Annotated in this window: 22 protein-coding genes; 8 read left to right on the forward strand and 14 right to left on the reverse strand. The window is 33.4% G+C overall.

Translation table 11 applies throughout. From position 1 onward, the window contains the following. Window positions 1-57: 57 nt before the first annotated feature. On the reverse strand, window positions 58-1,419 hold the full coding sequence (locus tag NU08_RS05870; RefSeq protein ID WP_111364141.1) for a pyridoxal-phosphate dependent enzyme: 1,362 nt from the start codon (window positions 1,417-1,419) through the stop codon (window positions 58-60). 50 nt (window positions 1,420-1,469) lie between these two features. Next, entirely contained in the window at window positions 1,470-3,455 is a 1,986-nt protein-coding gene (locus tag NU08_RS05875) for a putative porin (RefSeq protein WP_129746266.1), read from the reverse strand. Between the two features lie 168 nt (window positions 3,456-3,623). Here NU08_RS05875 and NU08_RS05880 point away from each other — a divergent pair, with 168 nt between their 5' ends. Beyond that, window positions 3,624-4,286, forward strand: coding sequence for a ribonuclease HII (locus tag NU08_RS05880; RefSeq protein ID WP_129746267.1), 663 nt, complete (start codon window positions 3,624-3,626; stop codon window positions 4,284-4,286). 35 nt (window positions 4,287-4,321) lie between these two features. Here the strand turns inward: NU08_RS05880 and NU08_RS05885 are convergent, their stop codons facing one another. The 3 genes from NU08_RS05885 to NU08_RS05895 form a co-directional block, all read right to left on the reverse strand. Next, entirely contained in the window at window positions 4,322-5,173 is an 852-nt protein-coding gene (locus tag NU08_RS05885; protein ID WP_129746268.1) for a nuclear transport factor 2 family protein, read from the reverse strand. A gap of 303 nt (window positions 5,174-5,476) precedes the next feature. Next, window positions 5,477-6,175, reverse strand: coding sequence for a lipoyl(octanoyl) transferase LipB (lipB, locus tag NU08_RS05890; RefSeq protein WP_129746269.1), 699 nt, complete (start codon window positions 6,173-6,175; stop codon window positions 5,477-5,479). A 5-nt stretch (window positions 6,176-6,180) separates the two neighbouring features. Further along, window positions 6,181-6,933, reverse strand: coding sequence for a hypothetical protein (locus NU08_RS05895; RefSeq protein ID WP_129746270.1), 753 nt, complete (start codon window positions 6,931-6,933; stop codon window positions 6,181-6,183). 300 nt (window positions 6,934-7,233) lie between these two features. Here NU08_RS05895 and lysS point away from each other — a divergent pair, with 300 nt between their 5' ends. Beyond that, window positions 7,234-8,937 carry a lysine--tRNA ligase gene (lysS, locus tag NU08_RS05900; RefSeq protein ID WP_129746271.1) on the forward strand — a complete coding sequence of 568 codons (1,704 nt, stop codon included), beginning with the start codon at window positions 7,234-7,236 and terminating at the stop codon, window positions 8,935-8,937. A 50-nt stretch (window positions 8,938-8,987) separates the two neighbouring features. Here the strand turns inward: lysS and NU08_RS05905 are convergent, their stop codons facing one another. The 4 genes from NU08_RS05905 to NU08_RS05920 all read right to left on the reverse strand — a co-directional run bounded on the left by NU08_RS05905 (window position 8,988) and on the right by NU08_RS05920 (window position 12,539). Further along, window positions 8,988-9,593: an RloB family protein gene (locus NU08_RS05905; RefSeq protein ID WP_129746272.1), complete on the reverse strand. Its 606-nt coding sequence runs from the start codon at window positions 9,591-9,593 to the stop codon at window positions 8,988-8,990. Beyond that, complete coding sequence (locus NU08_RS05910; RefSeq protein WP_242502486.1) at window positions 9,586-10,764, reverse strand: AAA family ATPase; 1,179 nt, start codon at window positions 10,762-10,764, stop codon at window positions 9,586-9,588. Before NU08_RS05910 ends, NU08_RS05905 begins: the two co-directional genes overlap by 8 nt. A gap of 149 nt (window positions 10,765-10,913) precedes the next feature. Then, window positions 10,914-11,510, reverse strand: a complete 597-nt coding sequence (locus tag NU08_RS05915) for a hypothetical protein (protein WP_129746274.1) — start codon at window positions 11,508-11,510, stop codon at window positions 10,914-10,916. Between the two features lie 27 nt (window positions 11,511-11,537). Further along, a complete protein-coding gene (locus tag NU08_RS05920) occupies window positions 11,538-12,539 on the reverse strand; it encodes a 2-hydroxyacid dehydrogenase (RefSeq protein ID WP_129746275.1) in 1,002 nt (333 codons plus the stop codon). 194 nt (window positions 12,540-12,733) lie between these two features. Here NU08_RS05920 and NU08_RS05925 point away from each other — a divergent pair, with 194 nt between their 5' ends. Both NU08_RS05925 and NU08_RS22485 read left to right on the forward strand, forming a co-directional pair. After that, the gene (locus NU08_RS05925; protein ID WP_129746276.1) at window positions 12,734-13,150 is read left to right on the forward strand and encodes a hypothetical protein; all 417 of its coding nucleotides are present in this window, start codon (window positions 12,734-12,736) and stop codon (window positions 13,148-13,150) included. 153 nt (window positions 13,151-13,303) lie between these two features. Next, window positions 13,304-14,035, forward strand: coding sequence for a hypothetical protein (locus NU08_RS22485; protein WP_242502487.1), 732 nt, complete (start codon window positions 13,304-13,306; stop codon window positions 14,033-14,035). A gap of 45 nt (window positions 14,036-14,080) precedes the next feature. Here NU08_RS22485 and hemL read toward each other — a convergent pair whose 3' ends face one another. From hemL to NU08_RS05950, 4 genes are all read right to left on the reverse strand, one after another. Beyond that, a complete protein-coding gene (gene hemL, locus NU08_RS05935) occupies window positions 14,081-15,367 on the reverse strand; it encodes a glutamate-1-semialdehyde 2,1-aminomutase (RefSeq protein WP_129746277.1) in 1,287 nt (428 codons plus the stop codon). Window positions 15,368-15,485: 118 nt separating this feature from the next. Then, the gene (locus tag NU08_RS05940; RefSeq protein ID WP_129746278.1) at window positions 15,486-16,385 is read right to left on the reverse strand and encodes a glucosaminidase domain-containing protein; all 900 of its coding nucleotides are present in this window, start codon (window positions 16,383-16,385) and stop codon (window positions 15,486-15,488) included. Then, window positions 16,378-17,286 carry a 1-aminocyclopropane-1-carboxylate deaminase/D-cysteine desulfhydrase gene (locus tag NU08_RS05945; protein WP_129746279.1) on the reverse strand — a complete coding sequence of 303 codons (909 nt, stop codon included), beginning with the start codon at window positions 17,284-17,286 and terminating at the stop codon, window positions 16,378-16,380. The genes NU08_RS05940 and NU08_RS05945 overlap by 8 nt, the downstream gene beginning before the upstream one ends. Then, window positions 17,283-17,618, reverse strand: coding sequence for a hypothetical protein (locus NU08_RS05950; RefSeq protein WP_129746280.1), 336 nt, complete (start codon window positions 17,616-17,618; stop codon window positions 17,283-17,285). The genes NU08_RS05945 and NU08_RS05950 overlap by 4 nt, the downstream gene beginning before the upstream one ends. A gap of 115 nt (window positions 17,619-17,733) precedes the next feature. Here NU08_RS05950 and NU08_RS05955 point away from each other — a divergent pair, with 115 nt between their 5' ends. The 4 genes from NU08_RS05955 to ilvA all read left to right on the forward strand — a co-directional run bounded on the left by NU08_RS05955 (window position 17,734) and on the right by ilvA (window position 22,578). Further along, entirely contained in the window at window positions 17,734-17,919 is a 186-nt protein-coding gene (locus NU08_RS05955) for a DUF5522 domain-containing protein (protein ID WP_129746281.1), read from the forward strand. A gap of 498 nt (window positions 17,920-18,417) precedes the next feature. Next, on the forward strand, window positions 18,418-20,394 hold the full coding sequence (locus NU08_RS05960; protein ID WP_129746282.1) for a urocanate hydratase: 1,977 nt from the start codon (window positions 18,418-18,420) through the stop codon (window positions 20,392-20,394). 128 nt (window positions 20,395-20,522) lie between these two features. After that, the gene (locus tag NU08_RS05965; protein ID WP_066032610.1) at window positions 20,523-21,059 is read left to right on the forward strand and encodes a DUF4136 domain-containing protein; all 537 of its coding nucleotides are present in this window, start codon (window positions 20,523-20,525) and stop codon (window positions 21,057-21,059) included. Between the two features lie 274 nt (window positions 21,060-21,333). After that, the gene (ilvA, locus tag NU08_RS05970) at window positions 21,334-22,578 is read left to right on the forward strand and encodes a threonine ammonia-lyase IlvA (RefSeq protein ID WP_129746283.1); all 1,245 of its coding nucleotides are present in this window, start codon (window positions 21,334-21,336) and stop codon (window positions 22,576-22,578) included. A 79-nt stretch (window positions 22,579-22,657) separates the two neighbouring features. Here the strand turns inward: ilvA and NU08_RS05975 are convergent, their stop codons facing one another. Further along, complete coding sequence (locus NU08_RS05975; RefSeq protein ID WP_129746284.1) at window positions 22,658-24,823, reverse strand: RICIN domain-containing protein; 2,166 nt, start codon at window positions 24,821-24,823, stop codon at window positions 22,658-22,660. Window positions 24,824-25,133: the final 310 nt, after the last annotated feature.

Here is a 25,133-nt window from a genome sequence, read left to right on the forward strand (position 1 = left end):
CATAAACCTTATCGAAAAACAACTCGGTTTATGGATTATTAATTATTTATAAAAGGCTTACTTTATTGAGCCAATAATATCATATTTAGTGATAATGTGGTGATGTCCGTTTCCTAAATCAACTAAAACAGCATCATTTTCTTTGCTGAAAAGTTTTGAAACTTCTTCGATTGGCGTTCCTAATTTTACAATTGGAAAAGGTTTACCCATTACTTCTTTAATTGGTTTTTCGGCTACATTTTTATCAGCAACATAACTTCTAAACAAATCTGTTTCGTCTACAGAACCAACAAAACCGTTGATGTCAACAACCGGAATCTGCGAAATTTTATATTTACGCATACGCTCAATTGCATGCGAAACTAATTCCTCAGTACGCACTACAATCAGTTCTTTATCAATATGATCTTTGATAACATCTTCTGCTTTTGTTACATTCTCTTCTAAGAATCCGCGCTCACGCATCCAATCATCGTTGAACATTTTACCTACATATCGGCTTCCAGAATCGTGAAATAGCACTACTACAACATCATCTGGCTTAAAATGTTCTTTCAACTGTAATAAACCTTTTATACAAGCGCCTGCAGAATTTCCAACAAAAATACCCTCTTCAAGAGCAATCTTTCTAGTATAAACCGCAGCATCTTTATCGGTTACTTTTGTAAAGCCGTCAATTAGAGAAAAATCAACATTTTTAGGCAAAATATCTTCTCCAATACCTTCTGTTATATAAGAATAAATTTCGTTTTCATCGAAGATTCCCGTTTCGTGATATTTTTTAAAAACAGAACCATAAGTATCAATTCCCCAGATTTTGATATTTGGATTTTGCTCTTTTAAGTATTTTCCAACTCCAGAAATCGTTCCCCCCGTTCCTACTCCAACAACAAAATGTGTAATTTTTCCGTCTGTTTGTTTCCAAATTTCAGGTCCTGTCTGCTCATAATGTGCCAGCGAATTTGACATATTATCGTATTGATTTACATACCAAGAATTTGGTGTTTCTTCAGCTAAACGTTTTGAAACCGAATAATAAGAGCGTGGATCTGTAGGTTCAACATCTGTCGGGCAAACAACAACTTTTGCTCCAACAGCACGAAGAATATCCATTTTTTCTTTAGACTGTTTGTCTGAGATCACACAAATTAATTTGTATCCTTTTACGATTGCAACAAGTGCAAGTCCCATTCCCGTATTTCCAGAAGTTCCTTCAATAATAGTTCCTCCTGGTTTTAGTCGGCCATCTGCCTCAGCATCTTCAATCATTTTTACAGCCATTCTGTCTTTTACAGAATTACCAGGATTAAAGGTTTCGACTTTTGCCAATACTAACGCATCAATTTCAGCAACAATTTTGTTGAGTTTTACTAATGGTGTGTTACCAATTGTTTCTAAAATGTTATTTGAAAAGTCCATTTTTATTTAAGTTTTATTAAGTGGTTCTAAATAAAAAATAAAGCCAGTTTTTATTGGAAGAAATTCCAAACCAGACCAAAACGAAGCACAAAATCACGATACGGATTATGTGGCGCCGCATAATAGTTGCTTTGTGTAAATAAAGCATTAAAATGTTCCGCTTTTAAATAAAAACGGGTCTGGCGTATTCTGGCATTTACAAAGAAATCGAATGTTGCAAAACCTCCGGTTTTTTTATCCTGCTGTACAAAAAATTCTGCAATAACAGGATTATAATCATCTCCATAGTATTTCGTCATATAATTAAATACAAGCCCTGTTTGCATAAACAATGCTTTTTTAAATAAATGATTTGAGTAATAGAATGTGTTTCTAGTCACAAAATCAGGCACATTCAAAATTAAATCTGACTGATCTACTTTCTGATATAAAAGTGTATTATCTAATGCAAAAGGTCCAAATTTAAATTCTCGGCTTGCTTTTATCTCTAAATAATTAATTACATTTCCGTATTGCATTGGTTTCACAATCTGCTCACTTGCCGCTTTTTCTGCGTCTGTAGCCATATCAGTAAAATATAAATGATCTTTTAGAACTGTATATTGAACTTGTCCTGTTAACCATGGAGTTGTAATCTCTGCACTTAACGAATTGATTTTTTCGTTTTTAAAATTATTAGACCAATTGTACGAAATCCAGCTACTTTGGTACAAATTATAATTATTGTTCGGCAATTTATTAATGTTGCGATATCTGAAATCAAATTTGATTTTTTCACTCATATTGTATCGCAGCTTAGCGTCTAAATCTGAAAGCGACTGATTGGTAATTGATCTTGAATACAAAAATCTACCATTCCATTTGTTTTTCTGATACTCGTATTGAGCACCGAAATTATTAAACTGCAAAAACAAATTATCTGGAACCGCACTTCCGTCAGCATTAACAATAATTCTGTTGTATTTATAATTGGATCTATAATCGTCTAAAAAAAATATAAACTTACCTAAAAGAGAATTCTCATAAGCCGCTCCTACTTTATTATACAATCTTTCGTATTTAGTCTGATCGTTAATATTGCTTGCTGCGTACGAGTCGCCAAATCGCTGTATTCGCGTAGTTGATCCATCGTTAGCTGTTATTGTTGAAATTACAGTTGGCTGTTTATATTCATAATCTTTATATTCATAGTTAAATTGATGTGTTATATATAGGTTATTGCTTGCATCATTTTGATTTACTCTAAAGGCATGGTCAAAAAACAATCTTCTTCCTTTTAAAAATGACTCTGCGTCAGTTAAATATACCTGCAATCTTTGTCGATTTTTATAATCTTTATTATCACTTTCAAAATCAGCATCGTTTGTAATACCTCCATTTTCCTCATTCAATATATCCTGATTTGTAAAATGCGCGTTTATTGCGTAACGCTTATTGGTTGTAGCATAACTGGTTGTAATTCTTAAATTTCCAGCACTAACCAATTGATTATTATAATCTCCCTCAGATCTTAATCCTTTATAAGCTATAGAGAAATTAAGATTTTTAGAAGCATTTAATGTGATGAAAGAATCTACATTTTGTCCTTTTTTTATAGTAGTATTAAAGAACAACTCTGTTAAGGGAGTTGCAACAGAATAATATCTAATTTGATCTGCCTGCATATATAGAGAATGCTTCCCGTTAAAACCAATTTCTGGATAAGGAGAAAAGCTCGTCAAACTATATTGCAACGTATTTAATGGCTGGCCAATATTAGAAAACTCCTGAAGTCCAAAAAGATCTTTTCTTAAATGGTTCTGTCTGTAAGCACTTTTAATCGTCAGTGAAGTATCTGCATAAATGGTATCATGTTCTAATGTCACAATTTTATATTGATCTATTGTCGCTATTTTTTGTTTTTTCTTTTTTACGGTATCCGTTATACTTGAATATTCCGTATTCATATCTAAATTACTTTTAGAAGCAGGTTTTTTCCCTTGCGAAAACAATAAAGTTGGAACAACTAATAGATATAGAAAAATGAATATTCTCATTGATGGCTTTGTATAAATTTATTTTGTCAAAATTTGCTAAGCAAAGGTAAATTATAAAAACAAATAAATAAAAAAACACTTCATTTTATACAATTGCCTTGGCTGACAGTACGAAAACGAATATTTTTGCTGAAAATTTCATCTTATTTGTTATTTAAAACCTAAAAAATGCTCGAAAAAAATTTCTCAGGATTTGTTTTAGAAACTGGAACTGATGAAGCCGGCAGAGGATGTTTGGCTGGTCCAGTTACTGCAGCAGCTATTATTTTACCCGAACATTTTGAGAATAAAATTCTGAATGATAGTAAACAATTATCTGAAAAAACGAGAGCGCTTTTAAGACCAATTATCGAAGAACAGGCAGTTTGCTTTGCCGTTACGCATTTGTTTCCAGATGAAATTGATGAAATAAACATTCTAAATGCCTCAATGAAAGGAATGCAGGAATGTATCTTAAAACTTAAACATGTTCCAGAATATATTATTGTTGACGGAAACCGTTCTTTAAATGCTAAACTTGGTCTAAAAAATACGTTCGGAAAACAGTTTACTCAAGATGAAATTGCGCTTTTAAAATCGATTCCTAATCAAAGCATTATAAAAGGTGATGGAAAATATCTGAGTATTGCAGCGGCATCTGTTTTAGCAAAAACGTATCGTGACGAATATATGGATCAAATCCATGAAGAATTTCCAATGTATAATTGGAAACAAAATAAAGGATATCCAACCAAAGAGCATCGTGAAGCCATCAAAGAATTTGGAACCACAAAATATCATAGAATGAGTTTTAGGCTCTTGCCTGAGCAATTAGAACTCGATTTATTTTAATAAAAAAAACGACCTATTATCTAGGTCGTTTTTAATTACTTTTTGCTCTTTAAAAACTCAGCAAATGTTTTTGTGTCATAGTAAAAAGATTTAACAGCAGTAATTTTTCCATCTTTCAAATCTAAATGCTCTGAAATTGGAACTGACATTGTTTTACCTGATTTTTTAGATTTACAGCTTATTGTAAAATAAATGATTACTTCATTTTTAGAAGCATCACTAAAATAAGTTGGTTCTTTTTCTATCTGAAGATCAAAAAACTCTGTTGATTTTGTAAACATTTTTGTCCATTCGCTAAAACCTACATAAGTTCCTCCGTAAGGTAAACCATTAGCTTGATTGTAAATTGCGCCATCTGCAACTACAGCAGCCAAAGCATCAAAATCTCTTGTTTTAAAAAAGCTTTCGTAATATTTTACCGCAACTTTTAAATTATCTGTTTCAAGGTTTTTCAAAATATCTGCTTCAGACAAAGTCGCACCTTTGTCCCAGAAACCAATAATTTTACTTACTTGTCCTTTACCATTTAAACGAGCAAAATCACGTCCAGCTAGTATAAGATTATTTTTGGAGTCTAGAACTTTCCATTCCCAAGTTACATAATTGTCTTTTACAATTTTGGATCCCGAAGTCAATACCGCATCTGGATTTTTCTTGTAAAATTCGTTGATAACATTATTAAATGCCGCAATTCCTTTTATTGAAGCCGAAGGATCTTCAAAAGTACTGTCTTCTAACCAGATTGATTTAATCATCTTTAATCTGGTATCGCTGTTTTTTTCCTGCCACACTTTTTCATAAACTGCAACTGGATATAATTTATCTTTCTTTTGGGCAAAAAGACCGTTAAGCGCAAAAAGGAAACAGAATAAGTAGATTTTTCTCATAAGCAATCGGAAATAAAATGAAATTTTAATTTAATAGTATAAAACCAAATTTAGCATAAATAGCTAAGAGAATTACAAGTAGTTTAGAATTTGTCATCCCTTCAAAATCTTAACTTTTGAGAAATGATTTTTCTGTTTTTTGAATATAAATTTAAGAAAAAAACGCTTTATATTAAAAAAAACAGTCTTGTTTCCTCACTCAAGAACAAAATAATTATCTTAGAAAAAATACATTTACCATTCAAATAAAAAACCCGTTTCAAATCAGTACTTGAAACGGGTTAATTTTTACAGCAATTCTTTTTAAACAAATTCGGCCTCAAACAGCTCAGTAAAATGCTTAATGATTTTAGATTTTACTTCTTCTTCGTCTACTTTTTCTACGCCAAGTTCTACGTTTAAAGAAGTAACACCTTTCCCGCGAATACCGCATGGAATAATATTATCAAAATAACCTAAATCGACATTTACGTTTAAAGCAAATCCGTGCATGGTTACCCAGCGTGAAGCACGAACTCCCATAGCACATATTTTGCGTGCAAACGGAGTTCCTACACCCAGCCAAACTCCCGTTTCCCCTTCGCTTCTACCCGATTCTAAACCGTATTCTGCTAAAGTCAGAATAATAGATTCTTCTAGCAAACGAAGGTATTTATGAATATCGGTAAAGAAATTTTCTAAATCTAAAATTGGATAACCTACAATTTGCCCTGGTCCATGATAGGTAATATCACCGCCACGATTAATTTTATAGAATGTCGCTCCTTTCGCCTCGAGCTGCTTTTCGTTTAATAATAAGTTTTCGAGATCACCGCTTTTTCCTAAAGTATAAACATGCGGATGCTCAACAAAAAGCAAATAATTTGGCGTTGGCAGATCTAATTCTTCTCTTCTGTTCTTGATTTTTAAATCGACAATATCTTTAAAGATTTCTTCCTGATATTCCCAAGTCGATTTATAATCTCTATTGCCCAGATCCTGAAGTTGGATTTTTTTATTCATTTTAATTATTTTTCAAACTCAACATCAAAGTTCAGTTTGTCAGGATTCTCCATATAATCCGTAAAAGAGTATTGAATTGTAATTGATTTTCGATCGTCGCTAAACAAAGCACTTGGATTAGAAACTTTCTTAATTTTTTTCGGGAAATGATACTTTACAATATAACTAGACGAAGCAAACATCATTTTGGTCATATCTCCAGCCGAATCTTTTGCCTTTACAGCCTGCAGTTTTTGCTGATCGATTATTGCTTTTCTTGCAAATTTCTTTCCATCGTAAGTATAGCTTAATTTACTGCCGTTGTCTCCAAAACTATTTCCAAGCGGACTAGCATTTGCCCCTCCTTCTAATTTCTGAAACGTACTTAAAGTCTGTAAAACATCCTGAAGTTCGTTGACATTTTTAAAATCTGTTCCTAATGTCATTAAAAACTGTTTTTTTTCAGAACTCATTTTTGTTGAAACAACAAAATTCTCAAGCTTTTTTAGTTCTTTCTGAGTTTCTGGAGATAACTTGGCAATACTGTCTTTTTTTTCTTCAAACATCTTTTTGAAAGTAAAAGTAGTATCTAAATCTTTTTTAGCATCTCCCATTTGACCTGCAATCTGATCGCCAGCCATTTCCATTAAGGCAGAACCATCCATATCGACAGAAAATTTTCCAGTTCCGTTATCATTAATATAAATGTTTTCAGTAAAAGTACAGCTTGTTAATGTCGCTATCAAAAAAGAAAAACTCAGTAATTTATATAATTTCATCGCAGGTATATTTTTATCAAAGATACAAAGAGTATTTTTAAAAATGCATTTTATTGAAAACCTCCAAATTATTGTTCCAACTCTACTTTAAATCCAAATCTTCACTGCTTTCTTGCAAATTAGCCAGTACAATAAGAAGATATTTTACATTGGCCAAAATCAATCTACCCTAACAGCTATCAATGTCAACTAAAGTCGATTGAAACCCAACAAATTGATGTCACAAAAAATCTAAAATCTGCATTCTAAAATCTGCATTCTTTTCTTTATCTTTGCACACTTAAAAAAATAGCACAAAAAATGGCATTATCAGAACAAGAAATCATCAGAAGAGAAAAACTTCAAAACTTACGCAATCTGGGAATCAATCCTTATCCAGCTAATCTTTTTCCTGTAAATCATACTTCGAAGCAGATAAAGGAAACTTTTGAGGAAGGTAAGAAGGTTATCGTTGCGGGACGTTTGATGAGTGTTCGTGATCAAGGTAAAGCTTGTTTTGCTGAATTACAAGACAGCGAAGGTCGTATTCAATTGTACGTGAATCGCGATGTTTTGTGCGAAGGTGACGATAAAACTTTATACAACCAAGTATTCAAAAAATTAACCGACTTAGGAGATTTTATTGGTATTGAAGGTGAATTGTTTACTACACAAGTGGGTGCAAAATGTATTCGTGTAACTGGTTTTACTTTCTTAAGCAAAACATTACGTCCGTTGCCTTTACCCAAAATTGACGAAGACGGAAAAGTGCACGATGCTTTCAACGACGCTGAATTACGTTACAGAATGCGTTATGTAGATTTAACTGTAAATCCGCAAGTTAAAGAAACTTTCCTTAAGAGAACTAAATTGTTCACTGCAATGAGAGAGTATTTTAACAATGCAGGATATCTTGAAGTAGATACTCCGGTTTTACAGTCAATTCCTGGTGGAGCTTCGGCAAGACCATTTATTACGCACCATAACTCACTTGATATTCCGCTTTACATGCGTATTGCGAATGAGTTATACTTAAAAAGATTAATTGTTGGTGGATTTGAAGGTGTTTATGAGTTCTCTAGAAACTTCCGTAACGAAGGAATGGATAGAACGCATAATCCTGAATTTACTGCAATGGAAATATATGTAGCTTACAAAGACTACAACTGGATGATGGATTTTGCAGAGGGATTATTAGAGCATTGTGCAATTGCCGTTAACGGGACTAGCGAAGTTACTTTTGGTGAGCACAAAATTAACTTTAAAGCGCCTTATGCACGTGTTACGATGACAGATTCTATCAAACATTTTACCGGTTTTGATATTTCTGGAAAAACAGAGCAAGAATTGTTTGAAGCTGCAAGAGGAATGGGAATCGAGGTTGACGAAACAATGGGTAAAGGAAAATTGATCGATGAGATTTTTGGAGCAAAATGTGAAGGAAATTATATTCAGCCAACTTTCATTACAGATTATCCAAAAGAAATGTCTCCGCTTTGTAAAGAGCACCGCGATAATCCTGATTTGACTGAGCGTTTTGAATTAATGGTTTGCGGTAAAGAAATTGCAAATGCATATTCTGAATTAAATGATCCAATTGACCAAAGAGAGCGTTTTGAAGATCAAATGCGTCTTTCTGAAAAAGGTGATGATGAAGCAAACGGAATTATCGATGAAGATTTCTTAAGAGCGCTTGAGTATGGTATGCCTCCAACTTCTGGAATGGGAATCGGAATGGATCGTTTGATTATGTATTTAACTAATAATGCTTCTATTCAGGAAGTTTTATTGTTCCCGCAAATGCGTCCTGAGAAAAAACAAGCTCAGATCGAACTTTCTGACGAAGAAAAATTCATCATTGACTTGCTTACAAAAAATGAAAATAGAATGGATTTGACGCAACTAAAAATTACAGCTAACTTAAGCGGTAAAAAATGGGATGCTTCTATGAAAAACTTATCTAAACACGGTTTAACTAAAGTTGTTGTGGATGGTGAGTTTAAGTTTGTGGAGTTGGTTGGGTAAATTCCTTTAAAACAATATATAAATTAAAAGGAGCTTTAAAAGCTCCTTTTTTATTGTTTCTGATTTTCTAAATAAATAACTAATTCATCTACATTAGTAAAGGGATTTAAATCAAACACATCTGTGCCTTCATTATTTTGAACAACAGTTATTCTACTTTTTTCAGCATTAGATTTGGCTGTAGTTATTTTATCTTTTAAAATTGAATAATGCTTGAAATTATTTTTCTCGTAATTCTCCATTCCAGCACATTTCTTCAATTCTTTTTCCAACTCTGCTTCTGAAGTAAAAGCTTTTGTTGAATTTTTATAATGCAATAAATACCAACCCTCAAAGCAGATACTTGAAAAAATTACAGTTATATTTTTCGTTTTAGCTAATTTAAAAGCTTCATCTCTTTTAGCCTGATTGTCATGATCAAAAACGACAAATATTTCTTCAAAGCCTTCTTTTTTTGCTTTTTTTATTGCTTCTTCTACAACACCTTTACAATCTACTTTGTTACTTTGAAAAACATTTACAGCAATAGTTTTAGGCAATCCTAAATCTTCTTTTAAAGCATTAAAATAGTTTTTCTCAGTCAATCCCTCACAAAGAATGAGAACCTTCGATTTTAATTCTCGTTCCTTAAATTTATTTTTAGGCCTTTTAGTCATTATTAGAATTTATAAAATCAATTAATTCATGTCTAAAAGTTTCCTTTGAAATATTTGGAACCGCTCCAAATCGACCTTCAATATACCATTTCTCAAAATTCCCGTCTCCTCTAATTCCTTTAATATCCGAAACAGTATATAATTCCGTTTCCCCTTTTGAATTTTTCTCCACTAAATTAATTTGATCTCTTCGTAAATTATTTTCAGGACTCAAAAGAGTTGTATCATGAGTTGCAAATATAAATTGAGCTTCATTTTTATTAACTTCTGGATCATTGAATAAGCCTAAAATATATTGAGCAATTTCTGGGTGTAAACTCCTTTCAAATTCATCAACTATTAAAACATGTCCATCAATTAAAGCGTTTAGTATTAACGGCACAAAAGCAATAAATCGCTGTGTACCAGAAGATTCATCTTCAAAATTAAATTCAATTTTTTCCATTTTACTATTTAAATGGAAAGTTTTAATTCTCCCGTCTCTTTCTTCAAGATCTACAACTTGCGTATCGATTTTCTGAATCAACGATTTGGATAAGTTTAAAATCCCTCCCCAAGCATCTGCATCATCAAACATAATTCTACTGAAAACTTCATTAAATCGATCAGAGTGCAACTTGTCCGTTGGCAAAATATATATCTTTCTAAAATTTTGATAAACTTCTTTTGCAACCTCAATATTCTCTAATGCCGCCTTTCCTAAAAATAATTGATTTTCATTTGTACGTTGCTTTATACTTTCAAAGATTCCTTCATACCCATTACCTTTTGTAATTTCTTGCCGATTCCTTTCAAACACTTTAACTTTTAACCCTTTTGGGAAACTAAAAAGTGATTCTTTTAGAACTTCTTTTCTAAAAACCTCTACAGAATAAATATACAAAGTATTTTCAATTAATAAATCAATTGAAAAAAAAGACGGTTGTTTTAAACATTCAGCACTCATTTTGAATGGGTTGAACAGCTCTATAAATTCATTTGGTTTATTATCTGTTGAATTTTGCACGAAAGTCTTAAAATCAAATAAAGCTTTAATTATATTACTTTTTCCACTTGCATTTGGTCCATAAATAGCTGCAGACGTTAAGGCGTAATACTCTTTATTTTTAGTGGCATGAGGATTTACATTTTTGATTACATTGATTGGATTTTTCAAATCACTAGGAATCATAGACAACTCAACCATTTCATTAATTGATCGAAAATTTGACACTCTAAAGTTTAACAACATCACTTAAGGGGTTAATTTGTAAATATTATGCAAATATATGCTTTATTTAAGCTTTTGGCGTCAAATAAAAGCTAAATTTTATAATTTGATCAAAACGCATACTTCTCCAATTTTCCTCCTTGAATATCCAAAACCTTAGTGCTTTCTTTTGGAACATCCCCTTTTATAACTTCTTGAACAGATGGATTAGACGGATATTTTCCGCCTTTCATTTTTAAAAGATGAAATTTTCCCCCACTTTCAAATATAAGATCATAAAATTTTTCAGTTGCTGAAGTAGTTACATAAATTGGAAAATCGGTTACGGTGAAACGATTGATTACACTTCCGTCATTCTTCAAAATATAGCCCGAACAGCCTCCGCTTCCGCAGAAATAAGAATTTGAGAAGCCAACCAAATATTCATTTTTCTTATCATTATTTAAGTCGAAAGCATCATAATAAAAATAACGATCGTCTTTTGTCAATGCAGGAATATCATTCTTTAATAAAACCAACAATTGCTTGCGTATTAGGTCTATTGCCTTGTCCTCTTTTGGAGTAGCTTCACTCAAATTGGCTGTTCCTCCAAGTGTTTTAGACAATGTATCTTGAACAACTGTTTTTACAATATTTTTTGAATTGTCTTTATTCTGGCAAGAACTTAATGTCAAAATGCTAACTAGAATTAAAATCTTATTTTTCATAATCTGAAATTTTAAATTCGTTATAATTTACACCAGCAAAGCGGCTTTATTTTCAATGTCATTCTGCGCCAACAACGATTTTATATTATTGAAAGTCACCAAAGCAATCTGTGTTAAAGCCTCATTGGTAAAAAACGCCTGATGTGCCGTTACCAAAACATTTGGAAAACTCATTAAACGCTGAATCGCATCATCTTGAATAATGTCTGCAGAAAGATCTCTAAAGAACAGTTTTTCCTCCTGTTCGTAAACGTCAATTCCTAAATAACCTATTTTTCCTTCTTTTAAACCTTCAATTACACTAGAAGTTTCAATCAATCCGCCACGACTTGTATTAATAATCATCACGCTGTCTTTCATAAACGAAATAGAAGTTGTATTGATGACATGTTTCGTCTGCTCATTTAATGGACAATGAAGCGAAATAATATCACTCGATTTGAAGATCTCTTCCAAGCCAACAAAAGAAACCCCATCCTTTTTCATCTCTTCGTTTTCAACAATATCGTAAGCCAAAACTTTACAGCCAAAACCTAATGCTATTTTAGAAAATGCCTTTCCGATATTTCCAGTTCCAATAATCCCGATTGTTTTTCCAAATAAATCAAAACCTAATAATCCGTTTAAAGAAAAATTCTGCTCACGAACTCTATTGTAAGCTTTATGTGTTTTTCTGTTTAAAGTCAAAATCATCGCCATAGCATGTTCGGCAACTGCTTGCGGAGAATAAGCTGGAACACGGCAGACTTTTATTCCATGTTTTTTAGCTGTTTCTAAATCAACATTGTTAAATCCGGCACAACGTAAAGCAATAATTTTTACTTTTTTTTCTGCTAATTGATTGATAACCGTTTCGTTTACAATATCATTTACAAAAACACAAACAATCTCACATTCCTCAATTAAGGCTACAGTTTGCGGATTCAATTGCGTTTCAAAAAAGTCCAACTGAAAACCAAAATCTTCATTGTATTTATTGAAAAACGTTTTATCGTAAGGCTGAGTTGAGAAAAAGGCGATTTTATTCATGGTTTTGAGAATTAATTCATTTCAAATTTCTTGATTCATTAAAAATAAGAAATTATTTTCAATGAGCACTTAACTAAATCGCTAATCAACTACTTGTCAATTTGTTAAAAAAAATATAATTTTTAAAAATTCAATTAAACCTGTTTTATTCAAAAAAGTCTAATTCCTTATAAACAATTAAAAAAACTTAAAACATGAAAAAATTATTAATTGCAGCTTTGTTATTTGTTGGAATAGCAAGTTTTGCACAAGAAAAAAAAGAAAGACTAACGCCTGAACAGCGCAATGAAAAGCAATTGCAAAAATTGACAACAGAGTTAAATCTTGATGCTAGTCAGCAAGCTCAGGTGAAACAGCTTTTAGCAGACCGAAGCGCCAAAGCTGAAAAACTAAGAGATGCGCGTCAAGAGCAAAAAGAAAGCGGTACAAAACCAACTGCTGCAGAAAGAGAAGCTTTTAAAAAGGAAATGATGGCTGAAAAAGATGCAAACGATGCTAAAATGAAATCGATTTTGAATGCTGACCAATACACAAAATGGAAAACCATTCAAGAAGAAAACAAAGACAAAGCGAGAGAAAAAATGAAAGAATACAGAAAAGATAAAAACTAAATTAAAGAGGCCTAAAAGCCTCTTTTTTGTTTCTAGACATTCTTTAAACTTTCCTTAATAGTTTCTGTTAAATAAAAGATAAACCTCAAAATAGCATTAAACTTAATAATTCAGATGAAGTCTAATTGCTATAAACCTTTTATAAGACAAATTATGAAAAAATTATTTATTGCAGCTTTATTATTTGTTGGAATAGTAAGTTTTGCACAGGACATCAATCAGAAACCGACACGCGATCAACGAGAAAAATTAACTCCAGAACAGCGTAACGAAAAGTATTTACAAAAACTAACTTCTGATTTGAGTTTAGATAAAAAACAGCAAGAGCAGGTAAAACAGCTTATCGCAGAAAAAAGTGCTAAAGCTGAAAAGTTCAGACAAAGCCGAAAAGATAGCAAAACACCTCCAACAGCTGAAGAAAAAGCAGCTTTCAAAAAACAAATGGATGCAGAAAAAGCAGATAATGATGCTAAAATGAAATCTATCTTAAATGCTGATCAGTATACAAAATGGACAGCTTTAAAGAAAGAACACAAAGGACATCATAGAAAAGGTGATTTTAAAACACCTCAAGAACGCGATCAGGCACATTTGCAAAAATTGACAACTGACCTGAACTTAAATGCAGATCAGCAAAAACAAGTGAGCGAACTTTTATCTGACAGAAGCACAAAAATGGCAATGCTTAAAAAAAGCAGAAAAGATTCTACTTCGCAACCAACAGAAGCCGAGAAAAAAGCCATGAAAAAACAAATGGAAGAAGATCATAAAGCTTATGATGCCAAAATGAAATCTATTTTGAATGCTGACCAATACAAAAAATGGACTGCGATTCAGAAAGAGCATAAAGACAAAATGAAAGAACACAGAAAAGACAAAAAATAATCTTGGTTCTAAAAAAGAAAAGGAGGCTTAAAGCCTCCTTTTTTATTAAAATGTTTTAGATACTTTATCAATCGCATTGATTGTAAAATCTAAATCTTCGTAAGTCAATGCATCTGTAATAAACCACGTTTCGTATGCCGATGGCGCGATGTAGACACCTTCTTGCAATAATCCGTGGAAGAATTTCTTAAACGTTTCATTATCTCCTTTTGCAGCCGTTTGGAAATCTGTAACCGGATCTGCATCAAAGTGAACAGAAATCATAGAACCTACTCTATTGATTGTAAATACAACGTTGTTTGCTTTTAAAACCCTATCGATTCCAGCCTCTAAATAAGCTGTTTTTTCTTCTAAACGTGTAAAAATTTCTCTATCATTATCAAGAGCTTTCAACATCGCATATCCTGCTGCCATTGCCAACGGATTTCCAGACAATGTTCCTGCCTGATAAACTGGCCCTAGAGGCGCTAAATGATTCATGATTTCTTCACGAGCCGCGAAAGCTCCAACAGGAAGTCCGCCACCAATAACTTTCCCGAAAGTCACGATATCAGCATCAATTCCGTACAACTCTTGAACTCCTCCGCGCGCCAAACGGAAGCCTGTCATAACCTCATCAAAAATCAATAAGATTCCGTTTGCTGTACACAAATCTCTTAAACCTTGCAAGAATCCTTTTGCCGGTGGAATACATCCCATATTTCCAGCAACTGCTTCGATAATAATCGCAGCAATTTCTCCTTTATTAGCTTCAACCAATGTTTTTACATTTTCTAAATCATTGTATTTTGCTAATAAAGTATCTTTAGCGGTTCCTTCTGTAACACCAGGACTATTTGGTGAACCAAAAGTTACAGCTCCACTTCCCGCTTGAATCAAAAATGAATCTGAATGTCCGTGGTAACAGCCTGCAAACTTAATGATTTTATCTCTTTTTGTAAATCCGCGAGCCAAACGAATCGCACTCATACAAGCTTCTGTTCCAGAATTTACAAAACGTATTTTGTCAATATTTGGAACCATAGAAACAGCTAAAGCAGCAATTTCAGTTTCCAATTCTGTTGGCATTCCAAATGAAGTTCCAAGTTTAGCTTTTTCAATAACAGCATCAACAACTGGCTGATACGCATGACCTAAAACCATTGGTCCCCAAGAGTTGATGTAATCTATTAATTTGTTTCCGTCTTCATCATATAAATAAGCACCTTTAGCACTTTTTACAAAAATCGGAGTTCCGCCAACCGCTTTAAACGCTCTTACTGGTGAATTTACTCCTCCCGGAATTACTTTTTCTGCTTCAGCAAAAAGCTGACTACTTCTTTTATATAACATTTTTTATTTTAGATTTTAGAATTCAGATTTTAGATTAAAACTGAAAACTTATTTTGAATTTTAGATTGATTTTCAAAACTGATCCCGATAGCTATCGGGAGAGACTGCGACTGAAAACTTATTTCACTTTCAACCTCTGTCCGATCGAAATTGCATTATCAGTCAGATTATTTTTTCTTTTTAAATCTTCAACCAATAGATTGAATTTCTTTGAAATTGAATATAGCGTATCTCCTTTTTGAACCTCATACGTATTCGGATCGTATTGATTCATATTGATCTTTGGATCAGAAGCGACATCATAAGATGATTTTTTTGGTGGAGCCGAAGTATTAATCGGAACATAGCTTCTTCCTGTAACCTGACAATCATATTGATGTAGATTGTATCTTTCAATATAACTGATCAATTTATCCGGATATTTCGGATCTGTTGCATATCCTGCTGCTCTTAATCCTTTTGCCCACGCTTTATAGTCGTCTTTTTCGTAAGTAAATAAGGTAGCATATCGTTTTTTCCCAACCAAAAATAAAGCATGATCTCTATACGATTCTGATGCTTGAGGATATTTTCTAAAACATTCCTGAGCCGAATCATCGTCGTGGCGAACACTTTCTCCCAACCAATCATTATGACATTTTATGCCAAAATGATTATTAGCATCTACGGCTAAATCTCCTCTGCCTGCACCAGATTCTAAAATTCCTTGCGCCAGAATAATACTTGCAGGAATTCCGTAAGTTTTCATGTTTCCCATTGCAATATCTTTATACTGCAAAACATAATTATTGATTAAATCGCTGGTAACAACTGTTTTGGAAGTAGATTGGATAACTTCAGTGGTATTATTTGTAGAAGGGTAATTTTTACCGATTGGTTTAACAGGAGTACTTCTTTTTGTCGCCGCCGTTCGAGATTGAACCGCTGCCGCTTTTTTAGTCGTCGCGATGGCAGGCTTACTAGAAGAGCAGCTTGCTAAAGCTAATATTACGAGAAGTAATACAATTTTTTTAATCATTGGTTTTGAGTATTGGTAATTTCTTCTGCTTCAACTTTATATTCATTCCGTCAATTCCCTGCAATCCGCCAGTGTGAATGAGTAAAATTTTTGAATGTGCAGGAAAATAATTTTTGCCGATTAAATCTATAACGCCAAAAACCATCTTTCCTGTATAAATTGGATCTAAAGGCACTTTTGTCTTTTCAAAAAAAGCATTAACAAATTCAATTAATTCTAAATTTATCTTGCCATAACCTCCAAAATGATAGTCAGAAATTAAATTCCAGTTATCTTTTTTTGCAAAAATACGAATTTCATCGTTTAAAAAGTCACCTTTTAACGCTGGAAACCCCAAAATTTTCTGATTTGGCAGCGAATTATTAATTAATCCCGAAATTGTACCGCCTGTTCCCACTGCACAACAAACGTAATTAAAAACCGAATCTTCTTCTGTTAAAATCTCTTCACAACCTTTTACAGCGAGTTCATTTGTACCGCCTTCTGGAACTAAATAAAAATCACCAAACTTGTCTTTCATTTTCTCAATAAAAGATGCTTCGCTTTTTAATCGATACTCTTCTCTCGAAACAAACTCAAATTGCATTCCGTTTTGCTGAGCAAATTTAAGCGTTGGATTTTCTTCTATTTTGTCGAAAAGTTCGTCTCCGCGAATGATTCCGATAGTTCTAAAACCTTGCTCTTTTCCTGCATAAGCTACCGCCGCAATATGATTGGAAAATGCTCCTCCGAAAGTCAATAAAGTGTCTTTATTTTCAGCTTTAGCTTGAAGTAAATTGTATTTTAATTTTCGGAATTTATTTCCTGAAACAAACGGATGAATTAAATCTTCACGCTTTATTGTCAACGAAATATCATTCGGAAATTGAATATTTATGGATTGATTGAAAACTGGATTCATTTTAATTTGATATAATTCAGAAACTGAAAAAATGATCGGTTTTTAAGATAATTCAAATCGGTTTCTTTTGCATAAGCTTCTCTTTCAAAACTAATATTTCGATAGGCTAAATCTTTGTTTTTGTATTGAATTAACCGAATTAAAAACTCAAAAACATACCAAATAAAGAATGGAAGAATTAACATTTCTAATTGCTGACGTAAATGTATTTTTTCATGATTAACAAAAACTCCATTTGCTTTATCAAAATCATATTTTACCAAAACAAACGGAAATACAGCCATTCCTCGATAACCTTTCGGAATTAAATATTTGGCAACAATCAGAAACATTGGCTGTAAAATTTATAAATTTGTAGCTATAAAATTGTTCGATTTCAATAAAATCATAATCAAATATTTTTATTTTTGATTTTTAATTATTCGAAAAAGAACGCGAAGCAGATTTATGAAAGAGCAAAGTAATGAAAATAAATTAATCGAAGACGAAGATTTTTACTATACGCCCGAAGGTTATAAATGCTTTACTGAAAAACATCATTTAAAACGTGGTTACTGCTGTAAAAGTGGCTGCCGCCATTGCCCTTACGGATTTGATAAAAGGACAGGAGAAATAAGAAGAAAAGCGAATTAGATAATTTGAAAATGTGTCAATTAGATAATTCTAAAATCTAAAATCAACAATCTAAAATATTAATATGGATATCCATTCACTAAAATTCAGGATTAAAATCCACAAGTCCTATCATAGGTCGGATATCCGTTATCCTTAGTTTTTTTTAATTAGAAAATGTGACAATTTGAAAATGAGTCAATTTGAAAATGGGATAATTAAAATAAATTTCAAATTTTACATTCCAATTTCGTCGGTCGATATTTCGCTCCGCTGGAGCTTTTATATTGGGGTTACTGTTTTTCTATAAATATTTCGCCTTTTCAAGGCTTTATTATATCAGCTCCAGAGGACCTAAATATTTATAGAACCAATTAACCGTCAGTCGCATATAAGCCCGAGCGGGGCGACATAATTTTATAAAAAACAAAAAATTAATCTGCTGTTAATCTAACCGCAATACCTTAGCATCTTAGTCCCGATAGCTATCGGGGACAGCACCTTAGCATCTCTAAAAAAATGACTTTTAAAGAACAAATACAACAAGGAATACCAAATATATTACCTCCAAAACAAGCATACGATCCAGCGATTAATCATGCTCCGAAACGAAAAGAAATTCTTTCAGCAGAAGAGAAAAAGCTAGCGTTGAAAAATGCTTTGCGCTATTTCGATCCAAAACATCACGCTGAATTAATTCCTGAATTTTCAGAAGAATTAGAAACTTATGGGCGTATTTATATGTATCGTTTTCGTCCAGATTATAGAATGTACGCAAGACCAATTGACGAATATCCAGGGAAATCTTTGCAGGCAAAAGCAATTATGCACATGATTCAGAACAATTTGGATTATGCTGTGGCGCAACATCCGCATGAATTAATTACGTATGGAGGAAACGGTGCTGTTTTCCAAAACTGGGCGCAATATTTATTGACAATGCAATATCTGTCTGAAATGACAGATGAGCAAACTTTAACGATGTATTCTGGGCACCCAATGGGATTATTCCCTTCGCATAAAGAAGCGCCAAGAGTTGTGGTTACAAACGGAATGGTAATCCCGAATTACTCCAAACCTGACGATTGGGAAAGAATGAACGCTTTAGGGGTTTCGCAATACGGACAAATGACAGCGGGAAGTTATATGTATATTGGCCCGCAGGGAATTGTACACGGAACTACGATTACTGTTTTAAATGGTTTTAGAAAAATAAAACAAAATCCAGAAGGAAGTTTATTTGTAACTTCTGGTCTTGGAGGAATGTCTGGCGCTCAGCCAAAAGCAGGAAATATTGCTGGATGTATTACAGTTTGTGCTGAGGTTAATCCGAAAATTACTAAAATTCGTCACGATCAGGGATGGATTAACGAAGTCGTAACTTCTACTGATGAATTGGTTGCCAGAGTTGCTTTGGCAAAAGCCAACAAAGAAACAGTTTCAATTGCTTATTTAGGAAATGTTGTGGATGTTTGGGAACGTTTTGATCAAGAAAATATCAAAATTGATTTGGGTTCAGATCAGACTTCACTTCATAATCCGTGGGCTGGAGGTTACTATCCAGTTGGAATTTCGTTTGAAGAAGCAAATGATTTAATGGCTAATAATCCAGAATTATTCAAAGAAAAAGTTCAAGAAACCTTACGTCGTCATGCAGCTGCAATCAATAAACACACTGCAAAAGGAACTTACTTTTTTGATTATGGAAATGCCTTTTTATTAGAAGCTTCACGTGCTGGAGCTGATGTAATGGCCGAAAATAATATTGATTTTAGATATCCGAGTTATGTTCAGGATATTATGGGGCCAATGTGTTTCGACTACGGTTTTGGACCTTTCCGTTGGGTTTGTACTTCAGGAAAACCAGAAGATCTGCTAAAAACAGATGCAATCGCTTGTGAAGTTTTAGAAAAAATGGCCGAAACTGCGCCAAATGAAATTCAGCAGCAAATGCAGGATAACATCAAATGGATTAAAGGCGCACAGGAAAACAAACTAGTTGTAGGTTCACAAGCTCGAATTCTATATGCCGATGCTGAAGGAAGAATCAAAATTGCAGAAGCCTTTAATCAAGCGATTGCTAAAGGAGAAATTGGCGCTGTGGTTTTAGGACGTGATCACCACGACGTTTCTGGAACGGATTCTCCTTACAGAGAAACTTCAAATATTTATGATGGTTCTCGTTTTACAGCCGATATGGCAATTCATAATGTGATTGGAGACAGCTTTAGAGGAGCAACCTGGGTATCAATACATAATGGCGGCGGAGTTGGCTGGGGAGAGGTTATAAACGGCGGATTTGGTATGGTTCTTGATGGTTCTACAGAAGCTTCAAAGCGTTTAGCGTCAATGCTTTTCTGGGATGTTAACAATGGAATTTCAAGAAGAAGCTGGGCAAGAAATGAAGGTGCTGTTTTTGCTATAAAAAGAGCAATGGAAGTTGAGCCTTTACTAAAAGTTACGCTACCAAATTTGGTTGATGAAAGTTTACTTTAAAGTTTGTATAAAATTTTAAAATAACCATACTGTCATCCTGAGCGAAGTCGAAGGCTTATAAAAACGAAAAGGCTTCGACTCCGCTCAGCCTGACAAACTTAAAACAAGAACATTTAATTCTTAGAAATATGAAAACACTTAAGTTAATTCCGTTTTTGCTACTGCTGATACTTACTTCTTGCAGTACTGTGACCGTTTATTCTGATTATGACAAAACTGTCGATTTTACGCCTTATAAAACATACGCCTATTTTAAGCCCGGAATTGACAAGGTTGAAATATCAGATTTAGACAAAAGAAGAATTCTACGCGCAATTGATGATCAAATGCAAGCTAAAGGCTTTACAAAAAGCGATAATCCAGATTTGTTAGTAAACATCTTTACTAAGTCAAGAGAGCAAGTAGATGTAAACCAATTTACTGCTGGCTGGGGTTATGGCTGGGGCTGGGGTTGGAATCCTTACATGATGTATGGAGGACAAACTACAGTTTCTACTTCTACTGAAGGCACTTTGTATATTGATTTAATTGATGCTAAAAAGAAAGAAATGATTTGGCAAGGTGAAGGAATTGGAACTTTGACAAGAAACATCGATAAAAAAGATGAAAAAATTGCTGAGTTTGTAGGCAAAATTTTAGCTCAATATCCGCCAGTAAAAAAATAATTATTTACATTTGCCATTCAATCAGTAAAAAAAATGACAAACTTTAACAATATTATTATCGCTATTATTAGCATTATTGCAATTCAGCAATAATGGCGAGGTGCTATATAAGTTTGTAAAATATAATTTATAGAAACCTCCCAATTGGGAGGTTTTTTATTTTAAAAAAGTTTAAGACAAATATTTTTTTGCCACAGATTTCACAGATTCACACAGATTAAAAATCATTATAATCCTTTTAATCTGTGGCAAAAAAAAATAAAAACAAAACATCATGAGTTTATTTGAAGAAGTACTTAATGCCCAAAAGCATCTTGAAAATGTAGTTGCCGCAACGCCTTTAACGCAAAATTTGAATCTTTCAGACGAATTTGAATCGACTATTTTATTAAAAAGAGAAGATTTGCAAATTGTTCGTTCTTATAAAATTAGAGGCGCTTATAATAAGATTTCTTCGTTAAACGAAAAAGAAAAAGCAAACGGAATTGTATGCGCCAGTGCAGGAAATCACGCTCAAGGAGTTGCCTATTCTTGCAATCTTTTAAAGATTCATGGTAAAATTTACATGCCCAAAACAACTCCAAAACAAAAAGTAAAACAAGTTCAGCTATTCGGAAAATCGTTTGTTGAAATTGTTTTGACTGGAGATACTTTTGATGATGCTTATGCCTCAGCAACTGCAGATGCTATCAAAAATCACAAAACATTCATTCATCCTTTTGATGATGAAAAAGTAATCGCTGGTCAAGGAACTGTTGGATTGGAAATCTTAGAAAGTTTCAAAGATCCTATTGATTATGTTTTTGTACCAATTGGCGGTGGCGGACTGGCTTCTGGTTTATCAGAGGTTTTTAAACATTTGAGTCCCCATACCAAAATAATCGGTGTTGAACCCAAAGGCGCACCTTCGATGAAAACTTCTATTGAAGAAAACAAAAATACACCATTAAAAACAATCGATAAGTTTGTTGACGGTGCTGCAGTAAAACAAGTTGGCGATAAAACTTTTGAAATCTGCCGTTACAATCTTGAAGACATTATTCTGGTTCCAGAAGGAAAAGTCTGCACCACGATTTTAAGGTTGTATAATGAAGAAGCCATGGTTGTAGAACCAGCTGGAGCTTTAACAATTGCTGCTTTGGATTTTTATAAAGATAAAATTAAAGGCAAAAATGTGATCTGCATTGTAAGCGGAAGTAATAATGATATAGAAAGAACTGCCGAAATAAAAGAACGCTCTTTACTTTACGAAGGTTTAATGCACTATTTTATGATTCAGTTTCCGCAACGTCCAGGAGCTTTAAAAGAATTTGTCAACAATATTTTAGGTCCAGATGACGACATCACTTATTTCCAGTTTGCCAAGAAAAATAGCCGTGAAGTAGGTTCTGTTGTGGTTGGTTTAGAATTGAAAAACAAAAATGATATTATGCCAATCAAATTAAAAATGACCGAAAATGGTTTTGAGTTTCAATATCTGAACGACAATCAGGATTTGTTTACGCAATTGATTGGATAAAATAAAAAACAAAGGCTGTCAGATGGGATGACAGCCTTTTCAAATTCAATACAAATTACTAATTGAATTGTGGATGTAATTATTGCTTCAAGATTTTTTTCGAATACGAACCTTTACTATCGTTAACTTTTACAATGTAAACGCCTTTTGGCAATCGAGAAATTTCTACTTCTGCTTGATTTCCTTTTACAAATTTTACATTCTTCTTTAAAACTGGCTGTCCAGTAATATTGAAAACCTGTACTTCAGCATCTCCTTCATGATTCGTATCAATTTTTAAAGAATCATCTGTTTCATTCACAAAAATAGTCATATCATTTGAGCTTGTATTTTCAACTACAGTCGTTTGTGCTGCTAAAGCGCTTTTTGCTGTAGAAGATTCAACCTGCACCAACTGCCATTGCTGATTTAACCCTCCTGTATAAGACCAAACCTGAATATTAGCGCCATTTGCTGTAGAAACATTTTCAACGTCAAGCGATTTGCTACTGTTTACGTTTATAATTTTATAATAACCTGTGCCAAGACTTGTTACTGTCCATTTGAATTCATTTGAAGATGAGAACGTTTTCTGCTGTACTTTTAATCCATCAGCTGTCCCGTTGTTTTCAACAGCCAAATACATTCCAGTTGATTTTACGATAATATAATAATTACCGCTTCCGTCAGGAACAAATTTCCAACGTTGGTTACTTCCTCCTCCGTTTGTTATATCATACTGCTGGATTCTGCTTCCGCTTGTAGTAGCATTGTCAGCCACATCTAAACCTTTGTTACTGTTTCTTGAAATAATGTTATAATATCCAGGAAATTCGGTAGGAGGCGGTGTTCCAGAGCTCCAAGTAAAAGTAACAGCCGACGAAGCTGGAACTGCATAATTAAATGCCGAAGATCCTGAAACCACTTTTATTGTATTTGACGAACCTCCAGAATTATATACTACAAGTGCAGTTGACCCGTCAGGGTTTTTGAAAGCAGCAGACTGAATACTGCTGTTTGTGCTTGAAGCCCCAATTCGCACAGCACCCGGTTTCACAAATTTTGAAATCTGACCAATAATATAATACGCTACATTTTTAGTATAACTTGTGCTGTTATTTACTGTAATAGCACCTAAACAAGTGCTGCATCCTCCTGGAGTGCGTGGCCCTAAACTTGAATTATTTGCAGCATTCCATTCTAAAACTGTTTTAGACCAGTTATTTGTACTACCAATAACTACGTTTTGCATATGCCAGCCAAAATCTCCACTAAAACTTCCGCCAGAACCCGTGTATTGTTCTGTGAAATAAACGTTTTTATTGGTTTGAGTTTTTACCGTTGACATAGCTGAGATGTTTCCTAAATACAAGTGAAATGCTGCTCCGTCAACATAAGAACTGTTATTTAAAACATCAATTGGATAGGCTGTATTGTCGCAATTGTGGTCAAAAGCAATGATTTTGATGTTTCCGTAACCCGCTGCAGCCATTTGAGGTCCAAGTTGTTGATTAATGAAATTCTTCTGTTCTGTAGAATTCATCAGCATACTTGGTTCGTTGTTTGGATTTTCTGGCTCGTTTTGTGGTGTAATTCCCCAAATATTAATACCTTGTGCTTTCATAGCATCAAAATATTTTACGAAGTATTTCGCATACGCTGCATAATATTGCGTCTGTAGAGAACCTCCAACCCAAGCTCCATTGGTTTTCATCCATCTTGGTGCAGACCAAGGCGTTGCCAAGATTTTGATGTTAGGATTAATGAGTAAGATTTTTTTAAGGATTGGAACCAAATAAGTCAAATCAGGTCCGTTCAAGCTGAAATTATTCATGTTTGTGTCGCCCGAAGTTTCGTTATAACTGTAAGACGAGCTGCTTAAATCTGAAGCTGCGATACTAATACGAACTACACTTGCATTTAATCCCGTTGTCGGATTGTATAAATCATTCAACAATTGGTTTTGCTGAGTGGCAGCCATTCCAGAAATGACTTCGCAACTTCCTTCGGTAAGGGTATAACCGAATCCGTCCATAGTTTGATAAGTAGTTCCTGCATTTACTGTTACAGTTGAAGGATTTGTTCCTGAATTGGTTCCGAAACTTACAGTTGCCTGCTGCTGTAATAATTTAGTTTGATCTCCCGAGGTTATCCAAGGAGTTACTGTCTGAGCATTTAAGCTGTTCATGAATAAAAGCGTACCGCAACATAATAGTTTCAACGCTTTACTTACCCGAATTGTAGGTGTTTGAGTAGTTTTGTGCATTCTTTTGTGGTTTTGGTTTGATAATTAGTTTTTTCTTATTTATTCAGTTTTATTTTATTAAAACATCACAATATTATGATTATTTTTACAATATTATCAATTTTTCAACTTTACAAATACACATCAAATTAAAAAAATCGATATAACAAAAACTCATCTTATTGTTTTTCAAAACTCTGAAAAACAATATTTTAAAAAATTAAAAATCATAAAAAACTTACCTATCAAAACCAAAATAACTCATCATAAAATATAAAATCTATACAATTCCTTACAAAATGCGATTTTGCCTAGCAAATAAAGGCATATG

Origin of the sequence: Flavobacterium anhuiense (assembly GCF_004151235.1) — a bacterium.
In the GTDB taxonomy this organism is placed as follows: Bacteria; Bacteroidota; Bacteroidia; order Flavobacteriales; family Flavobacteriaceae; genus Flavobacterium; species Flavobacterium anhuiense_A.